The following is a 22,811-nucleotide window of genomic DNA, read 5'->3' as shown; positions in this document are numbered from 1 at the left end:
ATGTACACCACGACGAAAGCGAATCCCGTGAACACCGACGAATACCTGTACTTCCTCGACCGCGCCTTCGACGGCATGCTCGCCGTGCTCGGCGAACTCGGCGACGAGCGCGCCAATCAGGCAGCACCCTTCGACGGCGCGAACTCCCCCTGGGCCATCACCTACCACTGCACCGAGGTCGCCGACTACTGGATCGGACACCTGATCGGTGGCCGCGAGAGCAACCGTGACCGTGAGTCGGAGTTCACCGCCCGGGGAACCATCGCCGATCTCACCCGCACGGTCGCCGCACTGCGGTCGAGGCTGCAGAAGGACCTCGACGGATTCGACCCCGGTGCGCCGCTGACGAATACCCCACCGGCCGACTACGAGGGGCCGAGCCGCCAATTGACCCCGAACGGGGTTCTCCTCCACGTTCTCGAGGAGCTCGCCCAACATCACGGACAGGTCGAGGTTTCCCGCGACGCCCTGTCGACCATCCCGATGGAAGCAGCACTGTGACCACCTCGACGACACCCCACCCCCGGTACCCGGGATTCGACGACCTCGACCTCGGTGCGCTGTCCCGGCGCACCGGGGTGAAATGGGCGCGCGCCGTCGAGGCCGGGGCACTGCCGTCGTGGGTCGCCGACATGGACTTTCCCGTCGCCCCGGAGATCCGCGACGCGCTGAAGGACGTCATCGACCGCGGCGACCTCGGCTACCCGAACTGGTTGGGCGGCAGTCCCCTGCGTGCCGAGTTCGCCCGGCGGATGTCCGACCGCTACGGCTGGCAGGTCGACCCCGCCGACGTGCGGGAGCAGACCGATCTGATCCAGGCGCTCCAGCTGATCCTTCGCCTCGGCACCCGCCCCGGGGATGCGGTGGTCATTCAGACCCCGAACTACCCACCGTTCCTGGCGACGATCGAAACGATGGGGCGGCGCACCGTCGAATTCCCCTTCGTCGACACCGAGAACGGGTGGGTACTCGACTTCGACGAGTTCGAGCGGACCCTCGCGCAGAATCGTCCCAAGGTGCTCGTCCTCGTCAATCCGCACAACCCGACGGGTCGAGTGCACACGCGCGGCGAACTCGAGCGCATCGCCGAACTCGCCGAACGGTACGGCCTGCTGGTGATCAGCGACGAGATCCACGCCGAATTGATCTACGAACCGCACCGGCACATCCCGTTCGCGTCGATCAGCGACGACGCCGCATCCCGGACCGTGACGGTCACGTCCGCCGGGAAGGCCTTCAACCTTGCCGGTCTGCGCTGCGCGGTGCTGCACTACGGCCCCACGGACCTGTTGGCGGTCCGGGACAACGAACCCCCCGACCTCTACGGCGCGGTGTCGGTTCTCGGGGTCGTCGGCTCCCTCGCCGCATGGCAGCACGGGCAGGCGTGGCAGGACAGCCTCATCCGCGTCCTCGACCGCAATCGCACACGGGTCCACGACGTCCTGACCCGGGCGCTGCCCGAGGCCCGGCACCACCTGCCCGAGGCCACGTACCTCAGCTGGGTGAACGTCTCGGCCCTGCCGGTGGACGATCCGATCGACCGCATCCGCCGCGCCGGCCGCGTGCTCGTCGACGGCGGTACACCCTTCGGGAAGACCGGTGGCCGATTCATCCGAATCAACTTCGCCACCTCGGAGACCCTGCTCGACCGGGTCCTCTCCGGCATCACCGTCGCGCTCACCGGCGGGCACACGGACCCCGCCGCGCCGTTGACCGAACTCGACCCCTGCACTCTGACGTAAAGGACCGATGCACGTGACCACCGCCATTGCCACCACCCACGCGCCGTCCGCGGCGCATCTCTACAACCAGGGCATCCGGATCGGCGACCTGGTGTTCTGCAGCGGACAGCTGCCCCTGATCGCCGAATCGGGTGTGCTCGTCGGACCGAACGATCCCGGAGCCCAGACACGGCAGGTCTTCGCGAACGTGGCCGCGGTGCTCGCGGCGGCAGGCAGTTCCCTCGAGCACGTCGTCAAAGCGACGATCTTCCTCACGTCGATGGAGGATGTCGCCGCCGTCAATGCCGTCTACGCCGACACCTTCACCGGCACCAAACCCGCCCGCTCCTGCATCGCCGTGCGCGCACTCCCGCACCCGGATGCCCTCGTGGAGATCGAGGTGGTTGCCACGAGAGCGCCGAGTTCGGAATAGTCGAGGACATGGTGCGCCGGACCGGACGAGTGCTGCCGCCCTGGTATCTCGCCCACGTCAACAAGGTGATCGTGGGCCTGCATCGCCTGGGCGTTCCGATGCCGATGCCGGCGCTCACCGTCCCCGGCCGGAAGACGGGTGCGCTCCGGTCGACCCCCGTCTCACCGTACGAGGTGGACGGCCGGCGATACGTCGTCGCGGGATACGCCGAATCGGATTGGGCGAAGAACGCCCGGGCAGCCGGGCGTGGTGAGCTGGCTCGGGGGCGTCGTCGCGAGCGCGTCCGACTGGTCGCCCTGCCGGTGTCGGAGCGGGGCCGGATCCTCCGCGAGTTCCCGGCCCGGGTGCCGCACGGGGTCACCATGTTCCTCAAGGCCGGGACGGTCGCGAACTCCTCCCCGGAGGCGTTCGCGGCCGCCGCGGACCGGTGCGAGGTCTTCCGCATCGAACCGCTCGAGTGACGGGGTCACCGAACCTCGAGGGTGCCCACCATGTTCGGGTGATAGGTGCAGTGGAACGCGAAGGTGCCCGGTTGGCCGGGGACGGTGAACGTCGCGGTCGCACCCGGTTCGATCTCCACGTCGAACAGGTCGCCGGTGTCTGCGGTCACGGTGTGTTCGGCGGTGTCGTCGTTGCGGACGGTGACCTCTTCGCCCGGCGCGAACGTGCCGGGCAGGGTGTACTTGAAATCGGAGATCACGATCTCCTGCCCGCCCGGTTGACCCGCTCCCGCAGGCATGGACATCGGCATCGACATGGACATCGACGGCATGCCGGACATGGGATGGTCGCCGTGCTCCGATTCCGCCGAACCGGACGAGTCGTCACCGTCGCTTCCGCACGCGGCCAGCGCGAAGACGGCCAGCAGGATCGGCAGGACAAGTGTCAGAACGCGTTTCATGGTGGTCGCCTCCGGATGACGGTGGGAACGGATGCCCGACGCCCCGCTCCTCGCGGGAGTAGTACCCGTTTTCGCGGCAGACACCCCTCGCCGCGCCCGGCGACTCGTCAGCCGCCGTTCAGCGCTTCCTGCGACTCGAGGTTCGCCACCGGGGTGCGGAGAGAGGCGACGGCGTCCGCGTAGAGGGAGGACTTGATCTCACCGAGCGTGCGTCCGCGCGTCGCGACGAGTCCCTGCGCGTGTGCGACGGCCCTGGCGAGCACTTGCTGCTCGGGAGCGACCTCGTCGACGAACCCGAGTTCGCTCGCCGCGACGCCACCGTACCGGCGGCCGGTCACCAGGGCGGTGTGCACGGCCCGCGCGGGCAGGCGGGCCGCGAGCAGCGCGATGCTGCCCGGAGCGTAACTCGCCCCGATGGTGATGCCCGGCAGGCAGAAGTAGCCGCGGTCCTCGCGCATCACCCGGTGATCGTGGGCCGCCGCGAGGATGGCGCCGCCGCCGAAGGTGTGCCCGGTCAGCGCGGCCACGGTGGGCAGGGGAAAGGTGAGGATCCGTGCGAAGAGGGCCTGCACACGGTCGATGTAGGAGTTCAGCTTGTCGGTGTTGGCGACCACCCAGGCGGTGTCGAGGCCGGTGGAGTAGAACTTTCCCGGTCCCGTCGTCACCAGTGCGGCGGGGCCGTCGTGCCGCTCGATCTGATCGAGGAGGCCGTCGACGTTGTCGATCCAATCCGGGTGGAAGGCGTTCTCGCTGTCGGGTTCCCCCTCCTCGCCGAAGTACAGGACGAACACATCTCCCGAGCGTTCCACGTAAGGCATGCGGCGAGGCTACCCGGAGACGGGCATCTCGCGCCCCTCGAGCACACCCACGTCGGTGGGTGAAGTTTCAACTGTCGTGGGGCCGGGTATGTCGATCGTCAAACAGCTGAGGCGGTGGACGATGAAGAGTGGGACAGGCATTGCCGACACCCGCACCGTTCGGGACTACATCCACACGGTGGCCAGGAGCGTTCACGCCGATTCCATCGACTGGTGGGACACCGACGGCATCGAAGCCGTCCTCGTCCTGCCGCTCCGGTTGCACTATCTGCCAGGGCGCAACGCGGTGCTGGCGTGGAACCGGACCTTCGGCTGGTCGCTCGGCGTCGAAGGGCTGGGCCGCCGCAGTGTCATCGTCATCGACGGCCTCGGTGTCGGGCGGATGCCGTCGCCCGCCGTGTGCGCGGAACGTGCGGTGGAGCTGATCGACGACTATTGCCGTTCGACACCGGCGTTGCCGGGCGCGCAGGTCGCCGCGTCGACCACCGCGGATCGGTGCCCCCGCATCGGTCGGGACACCGCCGGCAGCGGGCGGCGGGACAGAGTCGTCAGGCGGCCGTGACCAGTGGCGCCGGGGGTCACGACGACAACGTGGCCCAACCGCATTCCCCCGCGGAGGAGCAGCCGATCATCGCCGCGGAGGAGGGCGCGGCGCGGATCAGCACGGCGGCGCATCCGCTCGGGAAGCCCGGACCGCGGTTCGATCGCCGGTCCCCGTTCTTCATCGGGATGGCCGGGGCCGCCGGTGTCGCCGTCACGTACGCCCTGATCGAGGTCGTTCTCGCGGCCCGCGGGGTGCTGGTCCTCATCGTCGTCGCCGCATTCCTCGCGATCGGCCTCGAACCCGCCGTGTCCTGGTTGGTACGGCACGGATTCCCCCGATGGGCTGCCGTCGCAACGGTTTTCGTTCTCGCGTTCGCCGTGCTGGCCGGGTTCCTGGCCGCGGCGATCCCACCGATGGTGACGCAGGGCGGCGCACTCGTGCACAACGCCCCGGACTACCTGGGACACCTCGAGCAGCGCTACCCGGTTCTCGGGGAACTCAGCACCCGCTTCCATCTGCAGGACGAACTGCGCCGGGCACTCGATGCGGGCAACGCGCCGATGGTCGTCGGCGGGCTCGTGGGTGCGGGCAAGATCGTGTTCAGCGCCATCAGCGGCACGGTGATCGTGGTCGTGCTCACCGCGTACTTCCTGGCCGACTTCGCGCACATCCGGTCGTCCCTGTATCGCCTGGCCCCGAACTCGCGGCGACCACGCACGATTCTGATCGGCGACGAAATCTTCGCGAAGGTCGGCGGATACGTGCTCGGGAACCTCCTGATCTCGCTGATCACCGCCGTCCTCACGTTCGTGTGGCTGGTGGCCTTCGACGTCCCCTACCCGCTGCTGCTGGCCGTCCTGGTCGCCGTGCTGGATCTGATTCCGGTGGTCGGATCCACCCTCGCCGGTGTCGTGGTGGCACTGGTCGCCCTCACCGTGTCCCTGCCCGTGTCACTGGCGACCATCGTCTTCTTCATCGCCCTCCGCCTGGTCGAGGACTATCTGCTCGTTCCCCGCATCATCGGCCGAACCGTCAAGGTGCCCCCGATGGTCACCGTCGTCGCCGTCCTCATCGGCGGCGCACTGCTGGGGATCGTCGGGGCGCTGCTCGCGATACCCGTCGCGGCCGCCGTTCTGCTCCTCGCCCGCGAGACGGTGTTTCCGCAGCTCGACCGCGGCTGAGCAGACGGGGCACGAAAACGGCCTTGCGGAAGAAGTTTCCGTGTTCTGCTTACCCTGGAGACGTGGGATGCGCCGGGGCATGCTCGGGGCCGTGTCCCGAGCATGAGAAAGAGGCGCTGGATGTCGGTGATGAGTCCCACCGAGGCGATGTTCGTGCTGTTCGAGACGCCGTCGCATCCTATGCACGTGGGTGCGCTCGAACTGTTCGAACCGCCGCGCGAGTCGGGGCCCGATCATGCCCGGGCCATGTTCGAGGCGCTGATCTCGCACGAGGGTGCGTCGGACACGTTCCGCCGGCGCGCCGTACGCCCGCTTCGCGGCGCCAGTTACCCCTGGTGGTCGTTCGACGACCGCATCGATCTCGGCTACCACGTCCGGCACACGGCGGTCCCGGGCCGGGGCCGCATGGAGGACCTGCTGTCGCTGGTGTCCCAGATGCACGGCATGCCGCTCGATCCGCAGCATCCGATGTGGGAGATGCACGTCATCGAGGGGCTCGCCGACGGACGGACGGCGGTGTTCTCGAAGATTCACCTGTCGCTGATGGACGGACCGGCCGGGCTGCGGCTCCTCCACCACGCCCTGTCCACCGACCCCGACGCCCGCGACTGCCCCGCACCGTGGACGCCCGGGGTCACCGGCACGTCGCGGCGGGAATCCGTGTTGCCCGTCGCCGTGGTCCGGGCCGGGGTGCGGGCCGCCACCAGCATCGTCGGGGTGTTGCCCGCGCTCGCGAAGGTCGCCTACGACGGCGTCCGCGAGCAGCACCTGACGCTTCCCCTGCAGTCACCGCCCACGATGCTCAACGTTCCGGTCGGCCGGGCCCGGAAACTGGCGGCACGGTCGTGGCCGATCCGGCGCCTGGTGTCGGTGGCCACCGCGGCCCGCACCACGATCAACGCGGTGGTGCTCGCGATGTGTTCGGGGGCCCTGCGCCGGTATCTCCTGGAGCAGTACGCGCTGCCCGAGGCGCCGTTGACGGCGATGCTGCCCGTGCCCCTCGACCTCGGCGGCACGATGATCGGACCGCGTGGCCGCGATCACGGCGTCGGCGCGATGGTCGTCGGCCTGGCCACCGACGAAGCGGATCCGGCGGCACGCCTCGCCCGCATCAGCGAATCGGTCGAGCACACCAACCGTGTGTTCGGCGCGTTGAGCCACACCCAGTTCCAGCTGATGAGCGCGCTGGCGATCAGCCCGATCCTGCTCGAGCCGGTCCGCCGGTTCGTCGACGACACTCCCCCGCCGTTCAACGTGATGATCTCGTACATGCCGGGCCCGTCGAGGCCGCGGTACTGGAACGGCGCCCGCCTCGACGCCGTGTATCCGGCGCCGACGGTCCTCGGCGGGCAGGCGCTCAGCATCACCCTCACCAGCCGATCCGGTCAGCTCGACGTCGGCGTGGTGGGCGATCGGCACGCCGTCCCGCATCTTCAGCGGATCATCACGCATCTGGAGACGTCGCTCAGCGATCTCGAGAACGCGGTCGCCGCGTCCGGCACCTGACCCTACCCGGCCGGCTGCCGCAGCGACGTGCGATTCTCCTCCCAGCATTGTGCGACGTGGTCGCCGACGAGGTCGTCGAACGCGAGGCAGGCCGCGGCCCCGAGCAAGATGTCGTCAGCCACTGCGGGCCGTGCCGCGACCAGTCCGCCGGCGAGGTCGCGGCAGACGATCTGTTCGTGCACGGAGTCGGCCTCCACGTGCTCGTCGAAGAATAGGGTGGCCGCCTTCCCGAATCCGAGTCGGCGCAGTCCGGCGGCGTATTTCTTGCTCGGCAACGCGGACGTGGTCTCCACCGCGCACAGGTGCCCCACCAGCGCGCCGACACGGCTGCGGTGCAGACCGAACAGGGACAGCGCGTTCAGGGACGCCAGCGTCACGGCGGGCACCGCGTCGATGTAGTGCGCGTAGTCGTCGGACAGCCCGAGTTCGCGCATCGTGGTGGCGAACAGCGCCGAATGCATCCGCTCGGGCCTGCCGCCGCCGTACTCGTCGGACTGCACCTCCACCAGCGCCGCTTTCGGAGCGCCCGCGAGCCGCGGAATGCCGAGCGTGTGCACGTCGGCCTCACGCAACTGGTTCAGGGAACGGTGGATCAGCAGTTCACGGAACTGGATGAGATCCGCATCGTGAGCCATGTGACCGGACAACCCCGGCGCCGTGCTGGGGGCGGTCATCGCCCACAGCGCCGCCACCACGTCGTCGGCGCCGGTCGGCGCGTCCGCCACGTCACGGATCGCGGCGTCGAACGGAACCTCGAGCGCCGACCGGGCGGCGATCAGGTCGCTGTTCCACTCCCACTCGTCGCCGACACCGGTGATCCCCTGCAGGTGCAGTTCGTAGAGAGCGGTCAGGCAGATCTGCGCGTCCTCGTCGAAGAGGAACGCCCGCGGACTGTCGCGCGCCGACGAGGCGAGCGAGCATGCCGCCGCCACGAACGGTTCGGCATCGGCGCCCTCTGCGCGCAGAATGGAGAACAGGAGATCGCTGACGGGACCGCGCGGCTGCGGAAAGGGCATGGACGTTCCCGATTGCGCCACCGTGTCCGACATCGACCGAGAGTGCAAGGTAGTCATATGAACTCCATTCCCAGTGCCGGGGCCGACGAATCCGACGTCACGATCACGGTCTGCCCCGATGGTCCACTCCTGGTGCGTGGTGCCGCGCGGATCCTCGACTCCGAAGGTAACTCGATCGGCAACGATCGGGCCACCGTGGCGCTGTGCCGGTGCGGTCGGACGAGCATCGCCCCCTTCTGCGACTCTTCGCACAAGAAGCGGCGGCGCCCGTAGGACCGTCCCCCATCAGTTCCACTTCCGATTCTGCGCACGGCGGCGCGCGATCACGAACGTCACGACGCCGACAAGGATCACGATGGCAATGATTTCCATGCCTACCGATTACCCAATCCGCGGAGAAGCTACGCCGGACCCCCGCTGTGCCGCCGGTTGCGACGGCGAGAAGCGCAGTGGGGCAACCGGAAACGCCGACAGTATGGTCTCGGCCGCGGTTTGCGGCGAGAAACCGCGCCACCGCCGTTGACACGATGGGGTAACGTCAGAGTCCTGCACGGTTGAGCCCCCAGCCGCAATGGACGGGCACGGTTCACGCGCCTTCTTTCGTGCCTGTCTCCTACGTCGCTCGACCGTGAGGAAACGACATGAAATCTGTTCTCAGTGCGCTGCCGACACGCTACGACCCAGCCGACAATTCGACGCTGTTCAGCTGGGCCGTCGAGCCCGAGCACGGGCGGCTCTCCGTCGTCAGTGCGCCCGGAGTCGGCGGGATCCTCGTCGTCCGGATCTCCGGTGACATCGACGTCACCACACTTCACACCTTCGGGAATCACCTCGACGAGGCGATCAACGAGCGGCTTCCGTTCGTGCTCGACCTGACGGACGTGCAGTTCTTCTGCGCGGCTGCCCTGCCGGTACTCGACACCATGGCCGCCCGCGCACGCAGGCTCACCGTGCCGTGGGCGGTGACCGGCAACAACGCTCTCCGCAGACCGTTGACGGCAATGAACATGGCTGCACAGATCCCCTTCCGTGCCGACCTCGAGGACGCCTTCCGGCTGGTCGCCGAAGGAATTCACCAGGGTGGGCGCTCGGCGTGAAGGACATTGTTCCGCACGGCACGTCCGACTTCGTGGTGGTCGCCAACCGGCTGCCCGTGGACATGGAGACACTCGACGACGGGACGACACGCTGGAAGCGCAGCCCCGGGGGCCTGGTCACAGCCCTGGAGCCGATCCTTCACGACCGGGAGCGCGGTTCCTGGGTGGGTTGGCCCGGTGTGCCCGACGCGAAGGTCGAACCGATCGTCTCCGGCGGCATCGACCTGTACCCGGTGGAGCTGAGCTCGGACGAGGTGTCGCGGTACTACGAAGGATTCTCGAACGCGACGCTGTGGCCGCTGTACCACGACGTGCTGGTGGCACCGGTCTTCGACCGGGACTGGTGGCACTCGTACCTGGACGTGAATCGCCACTTCGCCGAGGAGACGGCGCGCACCGCGGCCGAGGGCGCAACCGTGTGGGTGCAGGACTATCAGCTGCAGCTGGTGCCCCGTCTGCTGCGGGAGATGCGCCCCGACCTGACCATCGGGTTCTTCCTCCACATCCCCTTCCCGCCCGTGGAACTGTTCATGCAGTTGCCGTGGCGCAAGGAGATCGTGGAGGGGCTGCTCGGCGCCGACCTCATCGGCTTCCACCTGCCCGGCGGCGCCAACAATTTCCTGTTCCTGGCGCGCAGGCTGCTGGGACTCGACACCACCACCGCAGGCGTCGGCGTACGCAGCGCGCTCGGCAGGGTGACACTCGACGACCGGGTCGTGCGGGTCGGTGCGTTTCCGATTTCCGTCGACTCGCGGCAACTGGTCGAACAGGCCACCGATCCCGCCATCGTCGAACGGGCCGCCGAGATCCGCCGCGAGCTCGGGAACCCCCGGAAGATCCTCCTCGGAGTCGACCGACTCGACTACACGAAGGGCATCGACCTGCGGCTCTCGGCGCTCGGCGAACTCCTCGACGAGGGCCGCCTGGACCCGTCCGACACCGTGATGGTGCAGCTCGCCACCCCGAGCCGGGAACGCGTCGAGCACTACATGAAGATGCGCAGTTCCATCGAGGAGCAGGTCAGCCACATCAACGGTGATCACGGTCAGATCGGCCGGCCGGTCGTGCACTACCTCTATCAGCCGGTCGATCGCAGCGAGCTGATCGCGCTGTTCCTGGCCGCCGACGTCATGCTGGTCACCCCGATGCGGGACGGGATGAACCTCGTCGCGAAGGAATACGTCGCCTGCCGAGCGGATCTGGGTGGTGCGCTGGTGCTCAGCGAGTTCGCCGGTGCCGCCGCCGAACTCCGGGGCGCCTACCTGGTGAACCCGCACGACCTCGACGGAGTGAAGAACACGATCATGGCCGCGCTCGACCCGGAGCGGGAGCAGGGACGGCGACGCATGTCGCGGCTGCACCGTCAGGTGCTCGACCACGACGTGCACCGCTGGGCGCAGTCCTTCCTCGGCGCGCTGTCTCCGGTCGTGGACTGATCACACGGTCCCGGACCTGGGTTCACTCGGGATTCGTCGTCACCGATTCGACGATGCGGCGCGCCACCTCCGCCAACTTGATGTGCTCCTGCTGCGACTGCGCGACGAGGATCTCGAACGCCTGGTCCGCGGGCACGCCCCGCAGTGCCATCACGATCCCCTTGGCCTGTTCGATGACCGCACGGGACTTCATGGCCCGCGTGAGACCCGAGACCTCATTCCTGGCCAACTCCACGCTACGGGCGCTTCTCAGCAGACCCTCGATCGCGGTGGTGTAGACGAGCAGCACCACGGCGTCGAGTTCGCTGAAACCGTGATCCCCCTGCCCGTAGATGTTGAGGGTGCCGGCGAGGGCCTCGTCGACGGCGAGCGGCGCGGACAGGAAGCTGCGCATACCGGCCTGGTCGAGATTGTCCGCGACCGACGGCCAGCGGGCCGCGGCCTCCCCGAGCCGGGCCTTGACGACCTTCCGCGTTCCGGCGACACCGAAGTAGTCGCCGTCGATGGCCTGGAAGTTCTGAATGTCGATCTCACGGACCGCCTCGTCCGTGTACGCGACGGTCTCAACCTGCCCGTCGCGCAGCAGCGATATCCCGGCCATGTCGGCGTCGGCGATCGCGTCCACCACCTGATCGCAGACCCGCTGGAGCAGCAGGCTCATCTCCACCTGCGAACCGGAATTGCGGTTGAACTCGTCCAACGCGGTTGCCAAGGAGCCCAATTGGGCCGCGATCGTCGCGCTGTCGAGATCGGGGGACATCGACCCAGGGCGCTCACCCACAGTCTCGGCCATTCTCGGATACACCTCAAATTCCGGGTGTAACCGACAGGACACCCACTGAACGAACGCAGCAGTTGTCTCTACCGTCGAGAAGACTTTACTCGACCCCGGAACCGTCTTCGTCCACCGATCCCGTCCCGGACGGCGAGGCGGGAGATTCCCCGGTCAGCAAACTCAGCGCCGCCGCGGACGGCCGGAGGATGCTTCCGGCGCTCATCGACGAACCCCGGGTCAGACCGGTGTGGGAGGACACAGCATCCTCGAGGTTGCGGAGCCGTTCCTCCGCCCTCCGGCAGGCGGCGACATGAGCGTCGCGACTGTCGGCGAAGGCGAATTCGGCCCGGACCACGTCTGCCAGTGCCTCCACGAATGCGGCCGCACTCTCACGGATCTCCGGTTCGAGAGGGCCGAACGGAGGTTGCGGTGCCAGCGCCAGCGAGGTGGCGCGGACGATCTCCGTGCACTGGGGCCAGCCCTCGGACAGCGCCACGACCGCCCGTCCCCATGTCGTTCCGGCGGCGACCGGACCGGCGGCACGTCGCACGTTGGCGCGCGCGCTCTCTTCCGTCCAGGCCACGGCGTCCACGGCGTCGTCCAGTTGTACCCGCACGTCCGCCGACCGTTCGACCCAACGACCGGGCTGTCCACCGGTTCCCGGTTCTCGCAATTCCCGGGCGACGTCGCACAACAGCGCAGTGGCGGTCGACCCCAGCCCGGTCAGCGCGCGCTCCGACCGCCGCAGGTACAGCGGAGGCAACAGCAACGCATTCACGGCCACCCCGGTTCCGGCACCGAGGGCGATCGCCAGGATGCGGTCGCCGAGCATCGCCGGCTGATCGGAATCGCCGTACGTCACCATCAGCAGCGCGGTGACCGCCACCCACACCCCGCTGGAACCGAATCGGTGCCAACGGCCGAGTAGGAGACCTGTCAGCACCGCCACACCGACACCGACGGTGACCGAATCGAACAGGATTCCGACCACCGCGGCCAGCATCACCCCGAGCGAGACCGCCGCGAGTTGCTCACCGGCCACCCGCAGTGTTCGCGACACCGTGACCTCGATCATGAACACAGCCGCGTAGGGCGCGAGGAACGGTTGCGGCAGTCCGAGAAGGCGCTCGGCCAGAATCCACGCGAGTACGGCAGCTGTCGCAGCCTTCGCCGACTGCACCACCACCGTGTTTCGCTGACCGTCCCCCGCCCACGAGCACAGGCGTCGGAGCGCGGTGACGTGCAACAGTCCTCTCTCCCTTCGTGCGGCGACGAGTGCCGTGTGCCCGGCTCACCGCACCGTCAACCGATGCGGTTCGAACCCGGCACGTCCGGGTATGCCGGGCACTATGAACACCCACGTAACCGCAACCCACCTGCAGACACTCCTCGATTCGCCACTGCCGGACCCCGCCTTGATCCTGCAGAGCGGCACCCCCACCATCGTCGATTCGGGTGAACTGGGCGACGAGCATCAGTCCCTGGTCATCGTGACCCGGAACGAATTGCGCGAGCAGCTCCCGAAAGACCGCGACTGCTCGCAGAGCGATCTCGAGTTCCACGCCGCGTCGCTCGAATCGACCGTCTCCGGTTTGGGTGGCTGACCCGGGCGATCAGCCGCCGCCCAGCTGCTCCCGCAGTCCGGAGAGGGTGCGCGCCAGAATCCGCGAGACCTGCATCTGCGAGACGCCCACGCGCTGGGCGATTTCCGTCTGGGTCATCGATCCGAAGAACCGCAACATCAGCACGCGGCGTTCGAGCGGCGGAAGTTTCTCCAGCGCCGGCCGCACAGCAGCGTGACTTTCCACGTTCGCAAGCTCCGGATCCTCCTCGCCGAGAGTCTCGGCGAGTGGCAGGTCGTCGGGATCATCACCCATGGCCGCATCCATCGACAAGGTTTGGTAGGCGTTCTTCGCGAGCAGGCCCTCGGACACTTCCCGGACGTCGAGTTCGAGTTCTGCGGCGATCTCACTGGCCGAGGGCGACCGTCCCAGTTCCTGCGACAGCTCGTCGACGGCCTTGGTGATCAATGCGTGGAGTTCCTGCATGCGCCGCGGCACCCGCATCGACCAGCCGGTGTCGCGGAAATACCGACGAACCTCCCCCATGATCGTGGGCACCGCATACGACACGAAGTCGAAGCCGCGGTCCGGATCGAAGCGGTCGACGGCCTTGACCAGCCCGAGCCGGGCGACCTGCAGCAGATCCTCGTGCGCCTCGCCGCGCCCACCGAATCGGCGGGCGATGTGGTCGGCGAGCGGAAGGCAACGTGTGATGACTTCGTCGCGCAGCGCGGACGCCTCCCCCGACGACTCGTCCAAGGCTCGCAGGCGCGCAACCGTGGGCGCTACGTCCTTGTAGTCGTCTCTGCCGGGACGGTGCCGTTCGCTGCGTTCCGAAACCGGTGACACTAGATGGTGCCCCGGTATTTGACCAGTTCCACCGCCACGGTCCGTTCGACGGACCCGTTGCCGACGGGTCCCTCCGATACCGAAACCCCATTCATCAACGTCTCGAGCACGTGCCAGCCGAAGCTCTCCCGGTTGGGCACTCCGCCTCGGGTGAGGGGGGCACTGATCGTCACGTGCAACCCCGTCTCCGTGACGGCGAACGAACACGTCAGTTCGGCACTTCCCGGCGTCGCCGCGATCAGTTCCGAACACACCTCGTCCACGGCAAGTTTGATATCGGCCACGTCGTCGAGCGTGAAGTCTCCCAGAACGGCGAGAGTTTCCGCGACGGCGCGCACCACAGGCAACTGTTCGAACTCCGCCGCCACACGAAGCTCCACGGGCACACCGGATCTCGTTTTCATTCGTCTAACCTCGTCGACCTCGGCCATCTGCACTCCACGTCTGTGTCGTCGGTTTCTGCGACTCTCGGCAGCGTACCCAGCTGCCGCGACCCTCAACCCGGCGGCGAACGAAAGGCGTGCGTGCGCCCGAATGCGTCCCGACTTGCGGGTTCGACGATCTCGATTCGGTGGGCTCAGACGACCCGGACGTCGCGCGCCTGGTTGCCGGTCTCGGTGCGGCAGACGGCGAAGCTGACGCGCTGCCCTTCCTCGAGAATGCGGTGACCGTCTCCGGCGATTTCGGAGACGTGCACGAAGATGTCGTCGGATCCGTCCGCCGGGGCGAGGAAACCGAAACCCTGCTCGGCGTTGAACCATCGCACCGTGCCCGTGCCCGTGCGCAGTGCCGTCGACTGCCGGGCCGGCAGCGTGTGCCCGGCGCTCATCGTGCCGCCCTTCGATCGGCCAGGCTGTGGAGGGCTGCGCCGCCCCACAGGCTCGCGACGAGCAGAATCACAAGTAGAGCCACGTTGAGCATTGCTCCTCCTCCGCGTGCGCACGGTCGACCCCCTGGTCGAATCAGACCGAAACTAGTGCCTCTCGTTCGGGCGCGGGGCGATTCGGGCGGAGCGTTTGCACAATCGAGATCTGCCCACCCCAGCGCATCCGCGTCAGAGACCGCAGAAGATCTGATTTGCTCGCCATAGATTTTGTAGTACGGTCGAGTTGTCGGAACTTCAGCAATCAAGTCAAGAACGTTGTTCGACACGAACGCAGGTTGCGGCGAGGCAGGGTCCGGTGATTCGGGACTTCTCACCACGGGTACGCGGTGAGTTCATCCGGCGCCCAGTCTCCGCCCGGCAACCGAGGCGGGCACCTACCGCCTCGAAGTCCGTCGGCAGGTAGTAGCGAAAGAGAGGACCAGAATGTCGAAGTTCACCGTGCCAGGTCTTTCCGACGATCAGGGAGCGCGAGTCGCCGACATACTTCAGAAGCGGCTCAGCGCATACAACGATCTGCATCTGACGCTCAAGCACATTCACTGGAATGTGGTGGGTCCGAATTTCATCGGCGTGCACGAGATGATCGACCCGCAGGTCGAGCTGGTGCGTGGCTACGCGGACGCCGTCGCCGAACGCATCGCCGCGCTGGGGAAGTCGCCCGACGGCACCCCGGCCGCGATCGCCCGCGACCGCACCTGGGACGACTACTCGGTGAAGCGCGACACGGCGCAGGCGCACCTCGGCGCCCTCGACCTCGTCTACAGCGGTGTCGTCGAGGACAACCGCAAGGCGATCTCCGAGACGGGCGACCTGGACCCGATCACCGAGGACCTTCTCATCGGCCAGACCGGCGAACTCGAGAAGTTCCAGTGGTTCGTCCGCGCCCACCTCGAGAACTCCGGCGGCAGCCTCTCCAACGACGGCGCGCACTCCGAGAAGCAGGCCGCCGCGCAAGCGCGGTGAGCACTGTCCGATCTCCCGTCCACAACCGAAAGGTGACGAACATGGCTGAGAACAACAGCGGTCCGGCAGAGGCCGTCAAGGGCGTCGTCGAAGACGTCAAGGGTAAAGCGAAGGAAGCCGCGGGTGCGGTGTCCGGTCAGGACGATCTCACCCGCGAGGGCAAGGCGCAGCAGGACAAAGCCGCCGCTCAACGCGAGGCCGCCGCAAAGGAAGCCGAAGCGGAGAAGGCCCGAGGCAAGGCCGAAGCGCAGGAAGCCCGCCAGCGCGCCGAACAGTGAGACGGTGCGGGCCGGATCACGACCGGCCCGCACCGAGCGTCTCTTCTCCGAGTGGAATCGGCCATCGCCGGCAACCACTCTCCCTCGAAAGGACTGATACGTGCTAGGACTGGGAATTCTGGGCTGGATCATCATCGGCGGCCTCGCCGGATGGATCGGCAGCAAGATCATGAAGACCGACGCTCAGATGGGAATCATTCTCAACATCGTCGTCGGAATCGTCGGCGGCCTTCTCGGCGGCTTCATCCTCAGCCTCTTCGGCACCGACGTCGAAGGCGGCGGTCTCTGGTTCAGCTTCTTCACCTGCCTCCTCGGCGCGGTGATACTCCTGTTCCTGGTCAAGCTCGTGACCGGGCGAAGCACGGCCGGTCGACGCTAACCCCTGCACCACGGAGCCGGGCCTGTCCATCCCACGATGGGCAGGCCCGGTTCCGTCGCTCTCCCCGTATTCCACGCGAAATGGTGCCCTCGGGCCGGCAATGGGGTACTCGTGAGGGATGGACACTCGAGGACCGGCTCGGGACGATGCGAACTGGAACTTCCGCGCCCGGCACGAGACCGAGACTCAACGGCTCGACCGGAACTGGAACGGCCTTCTCCAGGAACTGCGTGTCGTACAGACGGGCGTGCAGTTACTCACCGGCTTCCTGTTGACATTGCCGTTCCAACAACGATTCGAGGACCTCACGGACAGCGAGGTTGCCATCTACCTGGCGACCGTCGCGCTGTCGGTGACGTCGACCATGCTCCTGGTGGCCCCCGCCGGCCTGCACCGCATGCTCTTCCGCCGGCACGCGCTGCCGGATCTCGTCTCCGCGTCGCATCGACTCGCGATATGCGGCATCGCCACCCTCGCGCTGGCGCTGATCGGTGTGGTGGCGTTGATCTTCAGCTTCGTCATCTCGCCCACTGCCGGAGCTGTCGCCGCCGCGGTGGCCCTGGCGATGTTCTGTGGACTCTGGGGCTTCGCTGCGATCCTGCAATCGCGACATCGCTCGACCCACAACAAAGGGGACGCCGCCAGCGAATCCGCCGATCGATGAGCCGGACGGCAGAGCATCCTGTTTCGCCCGGAACGCTCCCGGGTAGGCGGAGCGCAGACGAGGAAGGAGCACGGACATGACCGATATCCATCGCGCCGATGCCCCGCCGGCCCAACGGCCCGGCGCAGCACACGATCTCGACGAGCTGTCGACTGTCCAACTCGTCGAACGACTCACCGATCAGGTATCGGGACTCGTACGGACCGAGGTGACCCACGCCCTCACCGAAGTGAAAGACAGGGGAACGCGCTTCGGGATCGGAGCAGGCGTCTCCGGAGCGGGCGTGCTGCTCATGCTGTACGGATTCGGGGCCCTCGTCGCCACCGCAATTCTGGGACTGGCGACGGCACTAAATCCGTGGCTGGCCGCACTGATCGTGGCCGCCGTGCTGCTCGCCGTGGGCAGTGTCGTGGCGGCGGTCGGAGCCCGCCGCGCCAAGAACGCTCTGCCCCCCGTACCCGAGCGGACGGCGAACAGTGTTCGCGCCGACGTCGACACCGTCAAGGAAGGGCTTCGATGACCGAGCCACAGCCACAGCCACAGCCGGAACCTTCCGTCGCCGAACAGCGTGCCGCACTCGCATCCACAGTGGATGCGCTGCAGCGCAAAGTCGACGTACCCGCACGCGCGAAAGCCGGCGCGCGCCACGAACTCGACAAGGTCCGGCAGCAACCCCGCGGTGCCGTGGCCGCCGGACTCGTCTCCGCATTCGTCGCCGCCTACTTCGTCGTGCGACAACGTCGTCGGCGCAGCCACTGAAGGAGAGACCGATCATGACCAAAGACACTCACGGAGACGCCGACGAGCCCAAAGGTGGCCGTCCCGGTCCCACCGATCACGGCAAGGACGGCGGCATGGCCACGAGAGAGAACGCACCCGAGTTGGCGGAGGACTCCGCCGAGACCGAGACCGAGACCGACTGATGACACTCGGATCACCGCTCGAGCACAGGAGTATGCAGTGACGTATCAGCCGGACAATGGCCCCAGCCGCGAGTTGGACTCCGAGCACCACCCGCAGGACGACGCCCACACCATGCGCAATCACGCCGGTGAGGCGATCACCGACAGCCGGAACTGGCCGGGATACATCCTGATCGCCGCCGGAATCGCCGTGCTCGGATTGACGCTGGTCGCGGCCGGCTACGGATTCGAAGGCTGGGCGCTGATCGGTGGTATCGCCTGCGTCCTGTGCCTCGCCCTCGGCACAGCTCTCGTGCTCCTCGAACGGCGGCGCGTCAAGGCCCTCGAAGGCAAGGAACTGACCGATCAGGAAGGGCATTGACGGATCCGAAGGTGGACCTCCACCACTACCTCCAAACCGCCCGCGACGCTCTGCTGTGGAAGCTTGACGGGCTGTCCGAATACGACATCCGTCGACCGGTGACACCGACGGGTACGAACCTGCTGGGGCTGGTCAAACATCTGACGGGCGTCGAGATCGGCTATTTCGGTGCTACCTTCGGCCGATCCGTCGAATTCCCGCCGTGGGTGACCGACGACGCCGAAGACAACGTGGACATGTGGGCGACCGCCGACGAGTCACGCGAGTACATCGTCGGGCAGTACCGCACAGCGTGGGCGCACGCGGACGACACCATCCGGGCGCTGCCGCTCGACGCGCCCGGCCGGGTACCGCACTGGCCCGGTGACCGCCGCGACGTCACCCTGCACCGGATTCTCGTGCACGTGCTCGCCGAAACCCATCGGCACGCGGGGCACGCGGACATCGTCCGCGAACTCGTGGACGGGGCCGTCGGACTGCGGGCCGACAACACCAACTTGCCCGCAGAAGACCGGACGTGGTGGGAGAGCTACCGGACCCGCCTCGAGCGTGCGGCACGCGAAGCCGACCAGGGCTGATCGGGCGTCACCCGGCCGCGGGCTGAGGCGTCGTCGTGGTGACGACCGGCGTGGTGGTCGTCGGCGACTCCGATTCCGTGGTTGCAGAGGGTTCCGCCGCGGTGGTGGTCACCACCGATGCTTCCGAGACGGCCTGCGGCGCCGACGGCAGGGTCGTGGGTTCCGCCGCCACCTCCACAGCTGTCGTGGGCTCCGGTGAAGAGGTAGTCGTCGCGACCGTCGTCGTGGGTGCCGGCGAACTTGTCGTGGTCGCACTGACCGTGTTGCCCGCCAGTTGAGCCTTCTTCGCGCTGTCCGTGGTGGTGGGAGCGACCTGAGTCGCTTCCGTTTCCGTCGTCGAGGCGGCGGCGAGCTTCGCGGTCGACGGTTCCGCTGCGGCCGCGCGCGCCTCGCCCTTCTCCGCTTCCTGCGCCAGGTGCGTCAACCAGGCCGCAGCGTACTGGGCGGAGGTCAGCGGTTTTCCGCTGCCGGCGTTCGCATCACGCCAGTAGTCGAAGTGATGGCCGGTCCCCTCCCCCAGCGTCTGCTGATACGGGTCGCTCATCGCCACCTGGATCGTGTTCTGGTTGTCCGCGATGAACCCGATGATCTCGTTCCGCACCTTCGCGGGCAGATAGACCAGGTCGACCGCCTGATTCGACGAGATCGGACCAGCTGACGTGTCAGACTGCGCCGCAACGGCATCGGGCTTGTACGCCGGATCCGACACCTTGACCAGAACGTCGAGGAACGTCTCATCGGACTGCATCCAATTGTCTTGCGACTGGATGTCCGCGAATGCGGCGAGGGCGATCTGCCCGAGCACCACCGCGAGATCCTGTCCCGTCGCAGGGGTCAGTCCATCCTTCTGCAGCGAGTCGACGTTCAACTGCCGTCCCACGTTGATCGCGAGCTGCAGTAGCGCAATGTTCTCGGGTGCGGAGCAGGTCAGGTCGCCTTCCGAGCAGAACGAGGCCACCTTCCCGTCCAGTGCGCCGAAGCTGCCCGACGTGCCGGGCAATGCTCCCCGCCCGGACGTGCCCGACTGCGCCGACTGGTAGGCAAGGTCGAAGCCGTCGGGATTGCGGAATTCGTTCTCGGCGCCCGGAAATGGTCCTCCCCCGAGGTTGCGGCCGGCATCCGCCAGGATGACGACGCCGACCACGGACGCGGGATCGAGAATCTCGTACGCGCCGTCCTGGCCGTCCTGGTTTCCGACCTCCATCGCAACCCGCCGCGCCACGTCGGCGCCCTCGCTGTAGCCGACGATCGAGAACTTCGTGTCCGGGCACGACGCGTGAATCGAACGCATGACGGTTTCGGTGTTGTCGACTCCGGCATTCACGGCGTCCTCGTACGAATTCATGTTGGCCGGATACTCGATGTAGACCGCAGCATAGGACCCTCCGCCGACGGATTGCTGCGGCGCATTCACCACCTCGTCGATCCAGGGACTGCTGTAGTCGCTGGAGTACGACGCGGGAAGCCTCGTGCCATCGGGCGCCACGAGCATCCGGGTTCCCTCGCGTGGGGTGTCACCGCGGCCTGCGACGGCGATGCTGACCATGTCGTAGCACGCATCCGAGGCGGCCGCCGTCAACGCTGTCGCCGTCGTGGCCGGTGAACCCGGGTTAGACCACGGTGTAGCCAGTAGCGCCGCCAGTCCCAGCGCGCCGGGCGCGACCAGACTGCCTACGATCCTTCGTCGATGCGCGACCTTGCGTGCTGAAACGCGACGTTCCATGGTCTACCCCATCCGCTCGTAGCCCGTGTCGAACACCCGAGTAGGTGTCAACGCGTTAACAGACAAGTCGCACATTGCAGCAACGGTGTTACACCTCCGCCTCGGCAGACGCCGTCAGGAGGCACGCAATTGTGCGATCAGAACGCACTCGACCTCCGACTCCCGTGCCGGGGCCGGCAGCGGTGGCGCCGCCGAGCGGTAATGGTGGCCCGTCGGGGTGCCGAGATCGAGGAGATGGGTGCCGCCGGGGTTGTGTACCGGGCGGGCGGTCCAGCCGTCGCCTTCCTTCGCGTAGTTGCAGGCCTCGCACAGCCCGGACCCGCTGTGTACACTGGTTGTCCCCCGCTTCCGGCGTGAGCGGATGTGGTCATGATGGCGGATCGGCGCATCGCACCACGGAGATCTACACGTCTGATCCCGCAGATCGATCAGTGTCGCGAGACTTTTCGGGAATGTGCGCGACTGCGATTCCATCGCAGTCAGGGCTCCCGACCGAGGGCAGGCGTAAACCCTTCGTAGGGTGGCCTCGGCATCCGACCCCACCGCGTCCGCTACCAGTCGCCGCACGATCCCCGCCGACACCGGTCCGAACCCCTGCAACTGCGCGGCCTCGTGCCCACCGGCCAGGAGTGTCTCGTCCGAGAGCACGAGGTTCACCGCCACCGGCACACCCGACGCCACTGATGCTCCGGTGCCGCGGTCGAACAACAGGTCCACCATCAACTGATTGCGGGTGCGACCTCCACTGTTCCCGGTGGCGATCAGGCTGTCCGCATCCCCGCCGAGCGTGTCCTGCAAACACACCGCCTGCTCGACCGGCATCAGCACACTCAGACAGGCCATCGAATCCGGCGCCGGACGCGTCGTCACCCGACGCTCCGACACTGCCTTACGATGCCGCCGCACCACGGACGCGGCGTCGAGTTCCACCGCCAACGCTTTCGCTTGCGCGAGACCGAGATGCCGCCCGCCGCGGTTCGGGGATTCCCTGCGCGCTAACGCAATCTGCGACGCAATCCCGCGGCCCCAGTCCGCCCGCGGCAACCCCCGAGCCCTCCGATCCGCACGAATACTCGCTGTATCCCCGTCGGCGGAAACCTCTCGCAGCCGTGCCGCGAACACACGCAACTCGGCCAGATCCGCCGCAACTCCCCCAAGGTCATTCGAATATACGTTCGAGCAATAGCCATTGCCGCAACCGTGGCAATACCCGAACAGAAGACCCACATTCGATGCCGGCGACCCTCGGCTCACCAGCGGTCGTTACCGTTCTGGCAGAATTGGTCGGACGTCGCGAGACTTGCGACGCCGGTTCACGCCGCGTTGGTGCACCTCGGGAGGCGAATGATGCCGAATGATCCTTCGGAGACGACGCGTACCGGAGGCGACGGACCCAGTGCCGTCTTCGCGAAGCTGGCCGAGATGGTCTACAACGGCGACGACTTCGCTCAGGTCTACCAGGCCATCTGTGATGCTGCCGCCACACTGGTCCCCGGGTGTGCCCACGCCAGCCTCATGCTCAAGGAAAACGATCGGCACGTCACCGTGGCCGCGAGCGACGACATCGCAGCCCAGGTCGACTCGCTCGAACGAGCCGAGCAGGAAGGGCCCTGCCTCGATGCGATCGAGAACGACGCACCGCAGGTCGAGGCCGAGCTCGCCCATTCGACACAGTGGCCACGCCTTGCCCGTCGGGCTATTGCCGAAACCCCGGTCCGGGGCGCTGCCGGCTTCCGGCTCATGATCCGCGGACGCAAGGTCGGCGCACTCAATCTGTTCTCGGACAACCCCGGAGAATTCACCGACAAATCGATCGATCAGGCAATTCTGATCACGGCGTTCGCGGCGGTGACGCTGACAGCGCTCCACGAACATCAGGAAGCCCAGACGCTGCGCGAGGGCTTGGCCAGCAACCGCGAGATCGGAAAAGCGATCGGACTGTTGATGGCGTTCCACGACATCTCCGAAGGTAGGGCCTTCGATCTGCTGCGCAAGACGTCGCAGGACATGAACATCAAACTCACTGGTGTCGCACGCGAAGTCATCGCGCATCACAATTCGAAATTCGACTGACGCGACACGGCGCACGGGCAGGACCTCATCCGCGCCTGACTACGTTCGATCGGCGGTGGCAATCGGTTGATGCCCATCTGGTGTAGACGTAATGTTGATCGCGCGTGGTTGAGAACACAGCCGCAGATTGTCCGAAGGCCGCAG

At 67.2% G+C, this 22,811-nt stretch carries 31 protein-coding genes; 21 read left to right on the top strand and 10 right to left on the bottom strand.

Annotation, left to right across the window (positions count from 1 at the left end; all coding sequences use genetic code 11):
* From WKC72_RS23020 to WKC72_RS23005, 4 genes are read left to right on the top strand one after another with little or no spacing between them, the layout of a single operon-like run.
* The gene (locus tag WKC72_RS23020) at window positions 1-501 is read left to right on the top strand and encodes a DinB family protein (protein WP_370179407.1); all 501 of its coding nucleotides are present in this window, start codon (window positions 1-3) and stop codon (window positions 499-501) included.
* Window positions 498-1,742, top strand: coding sequence for a MalY/PatB family protein (locus WKC72_RS23015; RefSeq protein WP_370179405.1), 1,245 nt, complete (start codon window positions 498-500; stop codon window positions 1,740-1,742). The genes WKC72_RS23020 and WKC72_RS23015 overlap by 4 nt, the downstream gene beginning before the upstream one ends.
* Window positions 1,743-1,749: 7 nt before the next feature.
* Window positions 1,750-2,154 carry a Rid family detoxifying hydrolase gene (locus WKC72_RS23010; protein ID WP_370179403.1) on the top strand — a complete coding sequence of 135 codons (405 nt, stop codon included), beginning with the start codon at window positions 1,750-1,752 and terminating at the stop codon, window positions 2,152-2,154.
* Between the two features lie 8 nt (window positions 2,155-2,162).
* Complete coding sequence (locus WKC72_RS23005) at window positions 2,163-2,615, top strand: nitroreductase/quinone reductase family protein (protein ID WP_037232241.1); 453 nt, start codon at window positions 2,163-2,165, stop codon at window positions 2,613-2,615.
* A gap of 5 nt (window positions 2,616-2,620) precedes the next feature.
* Here the strand turns inward: WKC72_RS23005 and WKC72_RS23000 are convergent, their stop codons facing one another.
* Both WKC72_RS23000 and WKC72_RS22995 read right to left on the bottom strand, forming a co-directional pair.
* On the bottom strand, window positions 2,621-3,055 hold the full coding sequence (locus WKC72_RS23000; protein WP_128638592.1) for a cupredoxin domain-containing protein: 435 nt from the start codon (window positions 3,053-3,055) through the stop codon (window positions 2,621-2,623).
* Window positions 3,056-3,162: 107 nt separating this feature from the next.
* Window positions 3,163-3,873 carry an enoyl-CoA hydratase/isomerase family protein gene (locus tag WKC72_RS22995; protein WP_037232239.1) on the bottom strand — a complete coding sequence of 237 codons (711 nt, stop codon included), beginning with the start codon at window positions 3,871-3,873 and terminating at the stop codon, window positions 3,163-3,165.
* 121 nt (window positions 3,874-3,994) lie between these two features.
* On the opposite strand from WKC72_RS22995, the gene WKC72_RS22990 reads away from it, so the two are divergent.
* From WKC72_RS22990 to WKC72_RS22980, 3 genes are all read left to right on the top strand, one after another.
* On the top strand, window positions 3,995-4,435 hold the full coding sequence (locus tag WKC72_RS22990; RefSeq protein WP_128642103.1) for a DUF6292 family protein: 441 nt from the start codon (window positions 3,995-3,997) through the stop codon (window positions 4,433-4,435).
* Entirely contained in the window at window positions 4,432-5,598 is a 1,167-nt protein-coding gene (locus tag WKC72_RS22985) for an AI-2E family transporter (protein WP_112298174.1), read from the top strand. Before WKC72_RS22990 ends, WKC72_RS22985 begins: the two co-directional genes overlap by 4 nt.
* 120 nt (window positions 5,599-5,718) lie before the next feature.
* Entirely contained in the window at window positions 5,719-7,104 is a 1,386-nt protein-coding gene (locus tag WKC72_RS22980) for a wax ester/triacylglycerol synthase family O-acyltransferase (protein WP_370179398.1), read from the top strand.
* A 2-nt stretch (window positions 7,105-7,106) separates the two neighbouring features.
* Here the strand turns inward: WKC72_RS22980 and WKC72_RS22975 are convergent, their stop codons facing one another.
* Window positions 7,107-8,153: an iron-containing redox enzyme family protein gene (locus tag WKC72_RS22975; protein ID WP_370184461.1), complete on the bottom strand. Its 1,047-nt coding sequence runs from the start codon at window positions 8,151-8,153 to the stop codon at window positions 7,107-7,109.
* Window positions 8,154-8,177: 24 nt separating this feature from the next.
* On the opposite strand from WKC72_RS22975, the gene WKC72_RS22970 reads away from it, so the two are divergent.
* From WKC72_RS22970 to WKC72_RS22960, 3 genes are all read left to right on the top strand, one after another.
* Window positions 8,178-8,393, top strand: coding sequence for a CDGSH iron-sulfur domain-containing protein (locus WKC72_RS22970; RefSeq protein WP_037232236.1), 216 nt, complete (start codon window positions 8,178-8,180; stop codon window positions 8,391-8,393).
* Window positions 8,394-8,761: 368 nt separating this feature from the next.
* On the top strand, window positions 8,762-9,217 hold the full coding sequence (locus WKC72_RS22965) for an STAS domain-containing protein (protein WP_112298177.1): 456 nt from the start codon (window positions 8,762-8,764) through the stop codon (window positions 9,215-9,217).
* The gene (locus tag WKC72_RS22960; protein WP_112298178.1) at window positions 9,214-10,653 is read left to right on the top strand and encodes a trehalose-6-phosphate synthase; all 1,440 of its coding nucleotides are present in this window, start codon (window positions 9,214-9,216) and stop codon (window positions 10,651-10,653) included. Before WKC72_RS22965 ends, WKC72_RS22960 begins: the two co-directional genes overlap by 4 nt.
* A gap of 22 nt (window positions 10,654-10,675) precedes the next feature.
* Here the strand turns inward: WKC72_RS22960 and WKC72_RS22955 are convergent, their stop codons facing one another.
* Both WKC72_RS22955 and WKC72_RS22950 read right to left on the bottom strand, forming a co-directional pair.
* Window positions 10,676-11,446, bottom strand: a complete 771-nt coding sequence (locus WKC72_RS22955; protein WP_112298179.1) for a GAF and ANTAR domain-containing protein — start codon at window positions 11,444-11,446, stop codon at window positions 10,676-10,678.
* 85 nt (window positions 11,447-11,531) lie between these two features.
* Window positions 11,532-12,674, bottom strand: coding sequence for an aromatic acid exporter family protein (locus tag WKC72_RS22950; RefSeq protein ID WP_370179395.1), 1,143 nt, complete (start codon window positions 12,672-12,674; stop codon window positions 11,532-11,534).
* Window positions 12,675-12,777: 103 nt separating this feature from the next.
* Between WKC72_RS22950 and WKC72_RS22945 the strand changes: the two genes are divergently transcribed.
* Window positions 12,778-13,032 (top strand): hypothetical protein, encoded by a 255-nt coding sequence (locus WKC72_RS22945; protein ID WP_370179393.1) that lies wholly within the window; start codon window positions 12,778-12,780, stop codon window positions 13,030-13,032.
* A gap of 9 nt (window positions 13,033-13,041) precedes the next feature.
* Here the strand turns inward: WKC72_RS22945 and WKC72_RS22940 are convergent, their stop codons facing one another.
* From WKC72_RS22940 to WKC72_RS22930, 3 genes are all read right to left on the bottom strand, one after another.
* On the bottom strand, window positions 13,042-13,839 hold the full coding sequence (locus tag WKC72_RS22940; protein ID WP_112298181.1) for a SigB/SigF/SigG family RNA polymerase sigma factor: 798 nt from the start codon (window positions 13,837-13,839) through the stop codon (window positions 13,042-13,044).
* Window positions 13,839-14,270 (bottom strand): ATP-binding protein, encoded by a 432-nt coding sequence (locus WKC72_RS22935; protein WP_037232229.1) that lies wholly within the window; start codon window positions 14,268-14,270, stop codon window positions 13,839-13,841. Before WKC72_RS22935 ends, WKC72_RS22940 begins: the two co-directional genes overlap by 1 nt.
* Window positions 14,271-14,416: 146 nt before the next feature.
* Window positions 14,417-14,668 (bottom strand): cold-shock protein, encoded by a 252-nt coding sequence (locus WKC72_RS22930; RefSeq protein WP_370179390.1) that lies wholly within the window; start codon window positions 14,666-14,668, stop codon window positions 14,417-14,419.
* 480 nt (window positions 14,669-15,148) lie between these two features.
* Here WKC72_RS22930 and WKC72_RS22925 point away from each other — a divergent pair, with 480 nt between their 5' ends.
* The 9 genes from WKC72_RS22925 to WKC72_RS22885 all read left to right on the top strand — a co-directional run bounded on the left by WKC72_RS22925 (window position 15,149) and on the right by WKC72_RS22885 (window position 18,871).
* Window positions 15,149-15,688 (top strand): Dps family protein, encoded by a 540-nt coding sequence (locus tag WKC72_RS22925; protein WP_037232228.1) that lies wholly within the window; start codon window positions 15,149-15,151, stop codon window positions 15,686-15,688.
* Window positions 15,689-15,729: 41 nt separating this feature from the next.
* Window positions 15,730-15,966: a hypothetical protein gene (locus WKC72_RS22920; protein WP_005570747.1), complete on the top strand. Its 237-nt coding sequence runs from the start codon at window positions 15,730-15,732 to the stop codon at window positions 15,964-15,966.
* Between the two features lie 100 nt (window positions 15,967-16,066).
* Window positions 16,067-16,345 carry a GlsB/YeaQ/YmgE family stress response membrane protein gene (locus WKC72_RS22915; protein ID WP_037232227.1) on the top strand — a complete coding sequence of 93 codons (279 nt, stop codon included), beginning with the start codon at window positions 16,067-16,069 and terminating at the stop codon, window positions 16,343-16,345.
* A 118-nt stretch (window positions 16,346-16,463) separates the two neighbouring features.
* Window positions 16,464-17,009 (top strand): DUF6328 family protein, encoded by a 546-nt coding sequence (locus WKC72_RS22910; RefSeq protein ID WP_128638586.1) that lies wholly within the window; start codon window positions 16,464-16,466, stop codon window positions 17,007-17,009.
* A 76-nt stretch (window positions 17,010-17,085) separates the two neighbouring features.
* Window positions 17,086-17,529 carry a phage holin family protein gene (locus WKC72_RS22905; RefSeq protein WP_370179386.1) on the top strand — a complete coding sequence of 148 codons (444 nt, stop codon included), beginning with the start codon at window positions 17,086-17,088 and terminating at the stop codon, window positions 17,527-17,529.
* Window positions 17,526-17,768, top strand: a complete 243-nt coding sequence (locus WKC72_RS22900; protein WP_037232224.1) for a DUF3618 domain-containing protein — start codon at window positions 17,526-17,528, stop codon at window positions 17,766-17,768. The genes WKC72_RS22905 and WKC72_RS22900 overlap by 4 nt, the downstream gene beginning before the upstream one ends.
* Before the next feature lie 14 nt (window positions 17,769-17,782).
* Window positions 17,783-17,932 carry a hypothetical protein gene (locus WKC72_RS22895; RefSeq protein ID WP_200887689.1) on the top strand — a complete coding sequence of 50 codons (150 nt, stop codon included), beginning with the start codon at window positions 17,783-17,785 and terminating at the stop codon, window positions 17,930-17,932.
* 37 nt (window positions 17,933-17,969) lie between these two features.
* A complete protein-coding gene (locus WKC72_RS22890) occupies window positions 17,970-18,293 on the top strand; it encodes a hypothetical protein (RefSeq protein ID WP_037232223.1) in 324 nt (107 codons plus the stop codon).
* Window positions 18,290-18,871 carry a DinB family protein gene (locus tag WKC72_RS22885; RefSeq protein ID WP_128638584.1) on the top strand — a complete coding sequence of 194 codons (582 nt, stop codon included), beginning with the start codon at window positions 18,290-18,292 and terminating at the stop codon, window positions 18,869-18,871. Before WKC72_RS22890 ends, WKC72_RS22885 begins: the two co-directional genes overlap by 4 nt.
* Window positions 18,872-18,878: 7 nt before the next feature.
* On the opposite strand, the gene WKC72_RS22880 is transcribed toward WKC72_RS22885, so the two are convergent.
* A complete protein-coding gene (locus WKC72_RS22880) occupies window positions 18,879-20,594 on the bottom strand; it encodes a cutinase family protein (RefSeq protein WP_370179381.1) in 1,716 nt (571 codons plus the stop codon).
* A 114-nt stretch (window positions 20,595-20,708) separates the two neighbouring features.
* Window positions 20,709-21,731: an HNH endonuclease gene (locus tag WKC72_RS22875; RefSeq protein ID WP_370184458.1), complete on the bottom strand. Its 1,023-nt coding sequence runs from the start codon at window positions 21,729-21,731 to the stop codon at window positions 20,709-20,711.
* 210 nt (window positions 21,732-21,941) lie between these two features.
* Here WKC72_RS22875 and WKC72_RS22870 point away from each other — a divergent pair, with 210 nt between their 5' ends.
* The gene (locus WKC72_RS22870; protein WP_370179379.1) at window positions 21,942-22,667 is read left to right on the top strand and encodes a GAF and ANTAR domain-containing protein; all 726 of its coding nucleotides are present in this window, start codon (window positions 21,942-21,944) and stop codon (window positions 22,665-22,667) included.
* Window positions 22,668-22,811 lie beyond the last annotated feature (144 nt).

The sequence above is a fragment of the Rhodococcus wratislaviensis genome (assembly GCF_041228765.1).
GTDB lineage: Bacteria > Actinomycetota > Actinomycetes > Mycobacteriales > Mycobacteriaceae > Rhodococcus_F > Rhodococcus_F wratislaviensis.
This window is presented reverse-complemented; position numbering and strand designations above follow the sequence as displayed.

What these genes read in the sequence shown, in the direction of transcription:
- WKC72_RS23020 (WP_370179407.1), top strand. Translation starts at nt 1, where the DNA reads ATGTACACCACGACGAAAGCGAATCCCGTGAACACCGACGAATACCTG.
- WKC72_RS23010 (WP_370179403.1), top strand. Translation starts at nt 1,750, where the DNA reads ATGCACGTGACCACCGCCATTGCCACCACCCACGCGCCGTCCGCGGCG.
- WKC72_RS23005 (WP_037232241.1), top strand. Translation starts at nt 2,163, where the DNA reads ATGGTGCGCCGGACCGGACGAGTGCTGCCGCCCTGGTATCTCGCCCAC.
- WKC72_RS23000 (WP_128638592.1), bottom strand. Translation starts at nt 3,055, where the DNA reads ATGAAACGCGTTCTGACACTTGTCCTGCCGATCCTGCTGGCCGTCTTC.
- WKC72_RS22995 (WP_037232239.1), bottom strand. Translation starts at nt 3,873, where the DNA reads ATGCCTTACGTGGAACGCTCGGGAGATGTGTTCGTCCTGTACTTCGGC.
- WKC72_RS22990 (WP_128642103.1), top strand. Translation starts at nt 3,995, where the DNA reads ATGAAGAGTGGGACAGGCATTGCCGACACCCGCACCGTTCGGGACTAC.
- WKC72_RS22980 (WP_370179398.1), top strand. Translation starts at nt 5,719, where the DNA reads ATGTCGGTGATGAGTCCCACCGAGGCGATGTTCGTGCTGTTCGAGACG.
- WKC72_RS22975 (WP_370184461.1), bottom strand. Translation starts at nt 8,153, where the DNA reads ATGTCGGACACGGTGGCGCAATCGGGAACGTCCATGCCCTTTCCGCAG.
- WKC72_RS22970 (WP_037232236.1), top strand. Translation starts at nt 8,178, where the DNA reads ATGAACTCCATTCCCAGTGCCGGGGCCGACGAATCCGACGTCACGATC.
- WKC72_RS22965 (WP_112298177.1), top strand. Translation starts at nt 8,762, where the DNA reads ATGAAATCTGTTCTCAGTGCGCTGCCGACACGCTACGACCCAGCCGAC.
- WKC72_RS22955 (WP_112298179.1), bottom strand. Translation starts at nt 11,446, where the DNA reads ATGGCCGAGACTGTGGGTGAGCGCCCTGGGTCGATGTCCCCCGATCTC.
- WKC72_RS22945 (WP_370179393.1), top strand. Translation starts at nt 12,778, where the DNA reads ATGAACACCCACGTAACCGCAACCCACCTGCAGACACTCCTCGATTCG.
- WKC72_RS22935 (WP_037232229.1), bottom strand. Translation starts at nt 14,270, where the DNA reads ATGGCCGAGGTCGACGAGGTTAGACGAATGAAAACGAGATCCGGTGTG.
- WKC72_RS22930 (WP_370179390.1), bottom strand. Translation starts at nt 14,668, where the DNA reads ATGAGCGCCGGGCACACGCTGCCGGCCCGGCAGTCGACGGCACTGCGC.
- WKC72_RS22925 (WP_037232228.1), top strand. Translation starts at nt 15,149, where the DNA reads ATGTCGAAGTTCACCGTGCCAGGTCTTTCCGACGATCAGGGAGCGCGA.
- WKC72_RS22920 (WP_005570747.1), top strand. Translation starts at nt 15,730, where the DNA reads ATGGCTGAGAACAACAGCGGTCCGGCAGAGGCCGTCAAGGGCGTCGTC.
- WKC72_RS22910 (WP_128638586.1), top strand. Translation starts at nt 16,464, where the DNA reads ATGGACACTCGAGGACCGGCTCGGGACGATGCGAACTGGAACTTCCGC.
- WKC72_RS22905 (WP_370179386.1), top strand. Translation starts at nt 17,086, where the DNA reads ATGACCGATATCCATCGCGCCGATGCCCCGCCGGCCCAACGGCCCGGC.
- WKC72_RS22900 (WP_037232224.1), top strand. Translation starts at nt 17,526, where the DNA reads ATGACCGAGCCACAGCCACAGCCACAGCCGGAACCTTCCGTCGCCGAA.
- WKC72_RS22895 (WP_200887689.1), top strand. Translation starts at nt 17,783, where the DNA reads ATGACCAAAGACACTCACGGAGACGCCGACGAGCCCAAAGGTGGCCGT.
- WKC72_RS22880 (WP_370179381.1), bottom strand. Translation starts at nt 20,594, where the DNA reads ATGGAACGTCGCGTTTCAGCACGCAAGGTCGCGCATCGACGAAGGATC.
- WKC72_RS22870 (WP_370179379.1), top strand. Translation starts at nt 21,942, where the DNA reads ATGCCGAATGATCCTTCGGAGACGACGCGTACCGGAGGCGACGGACCC.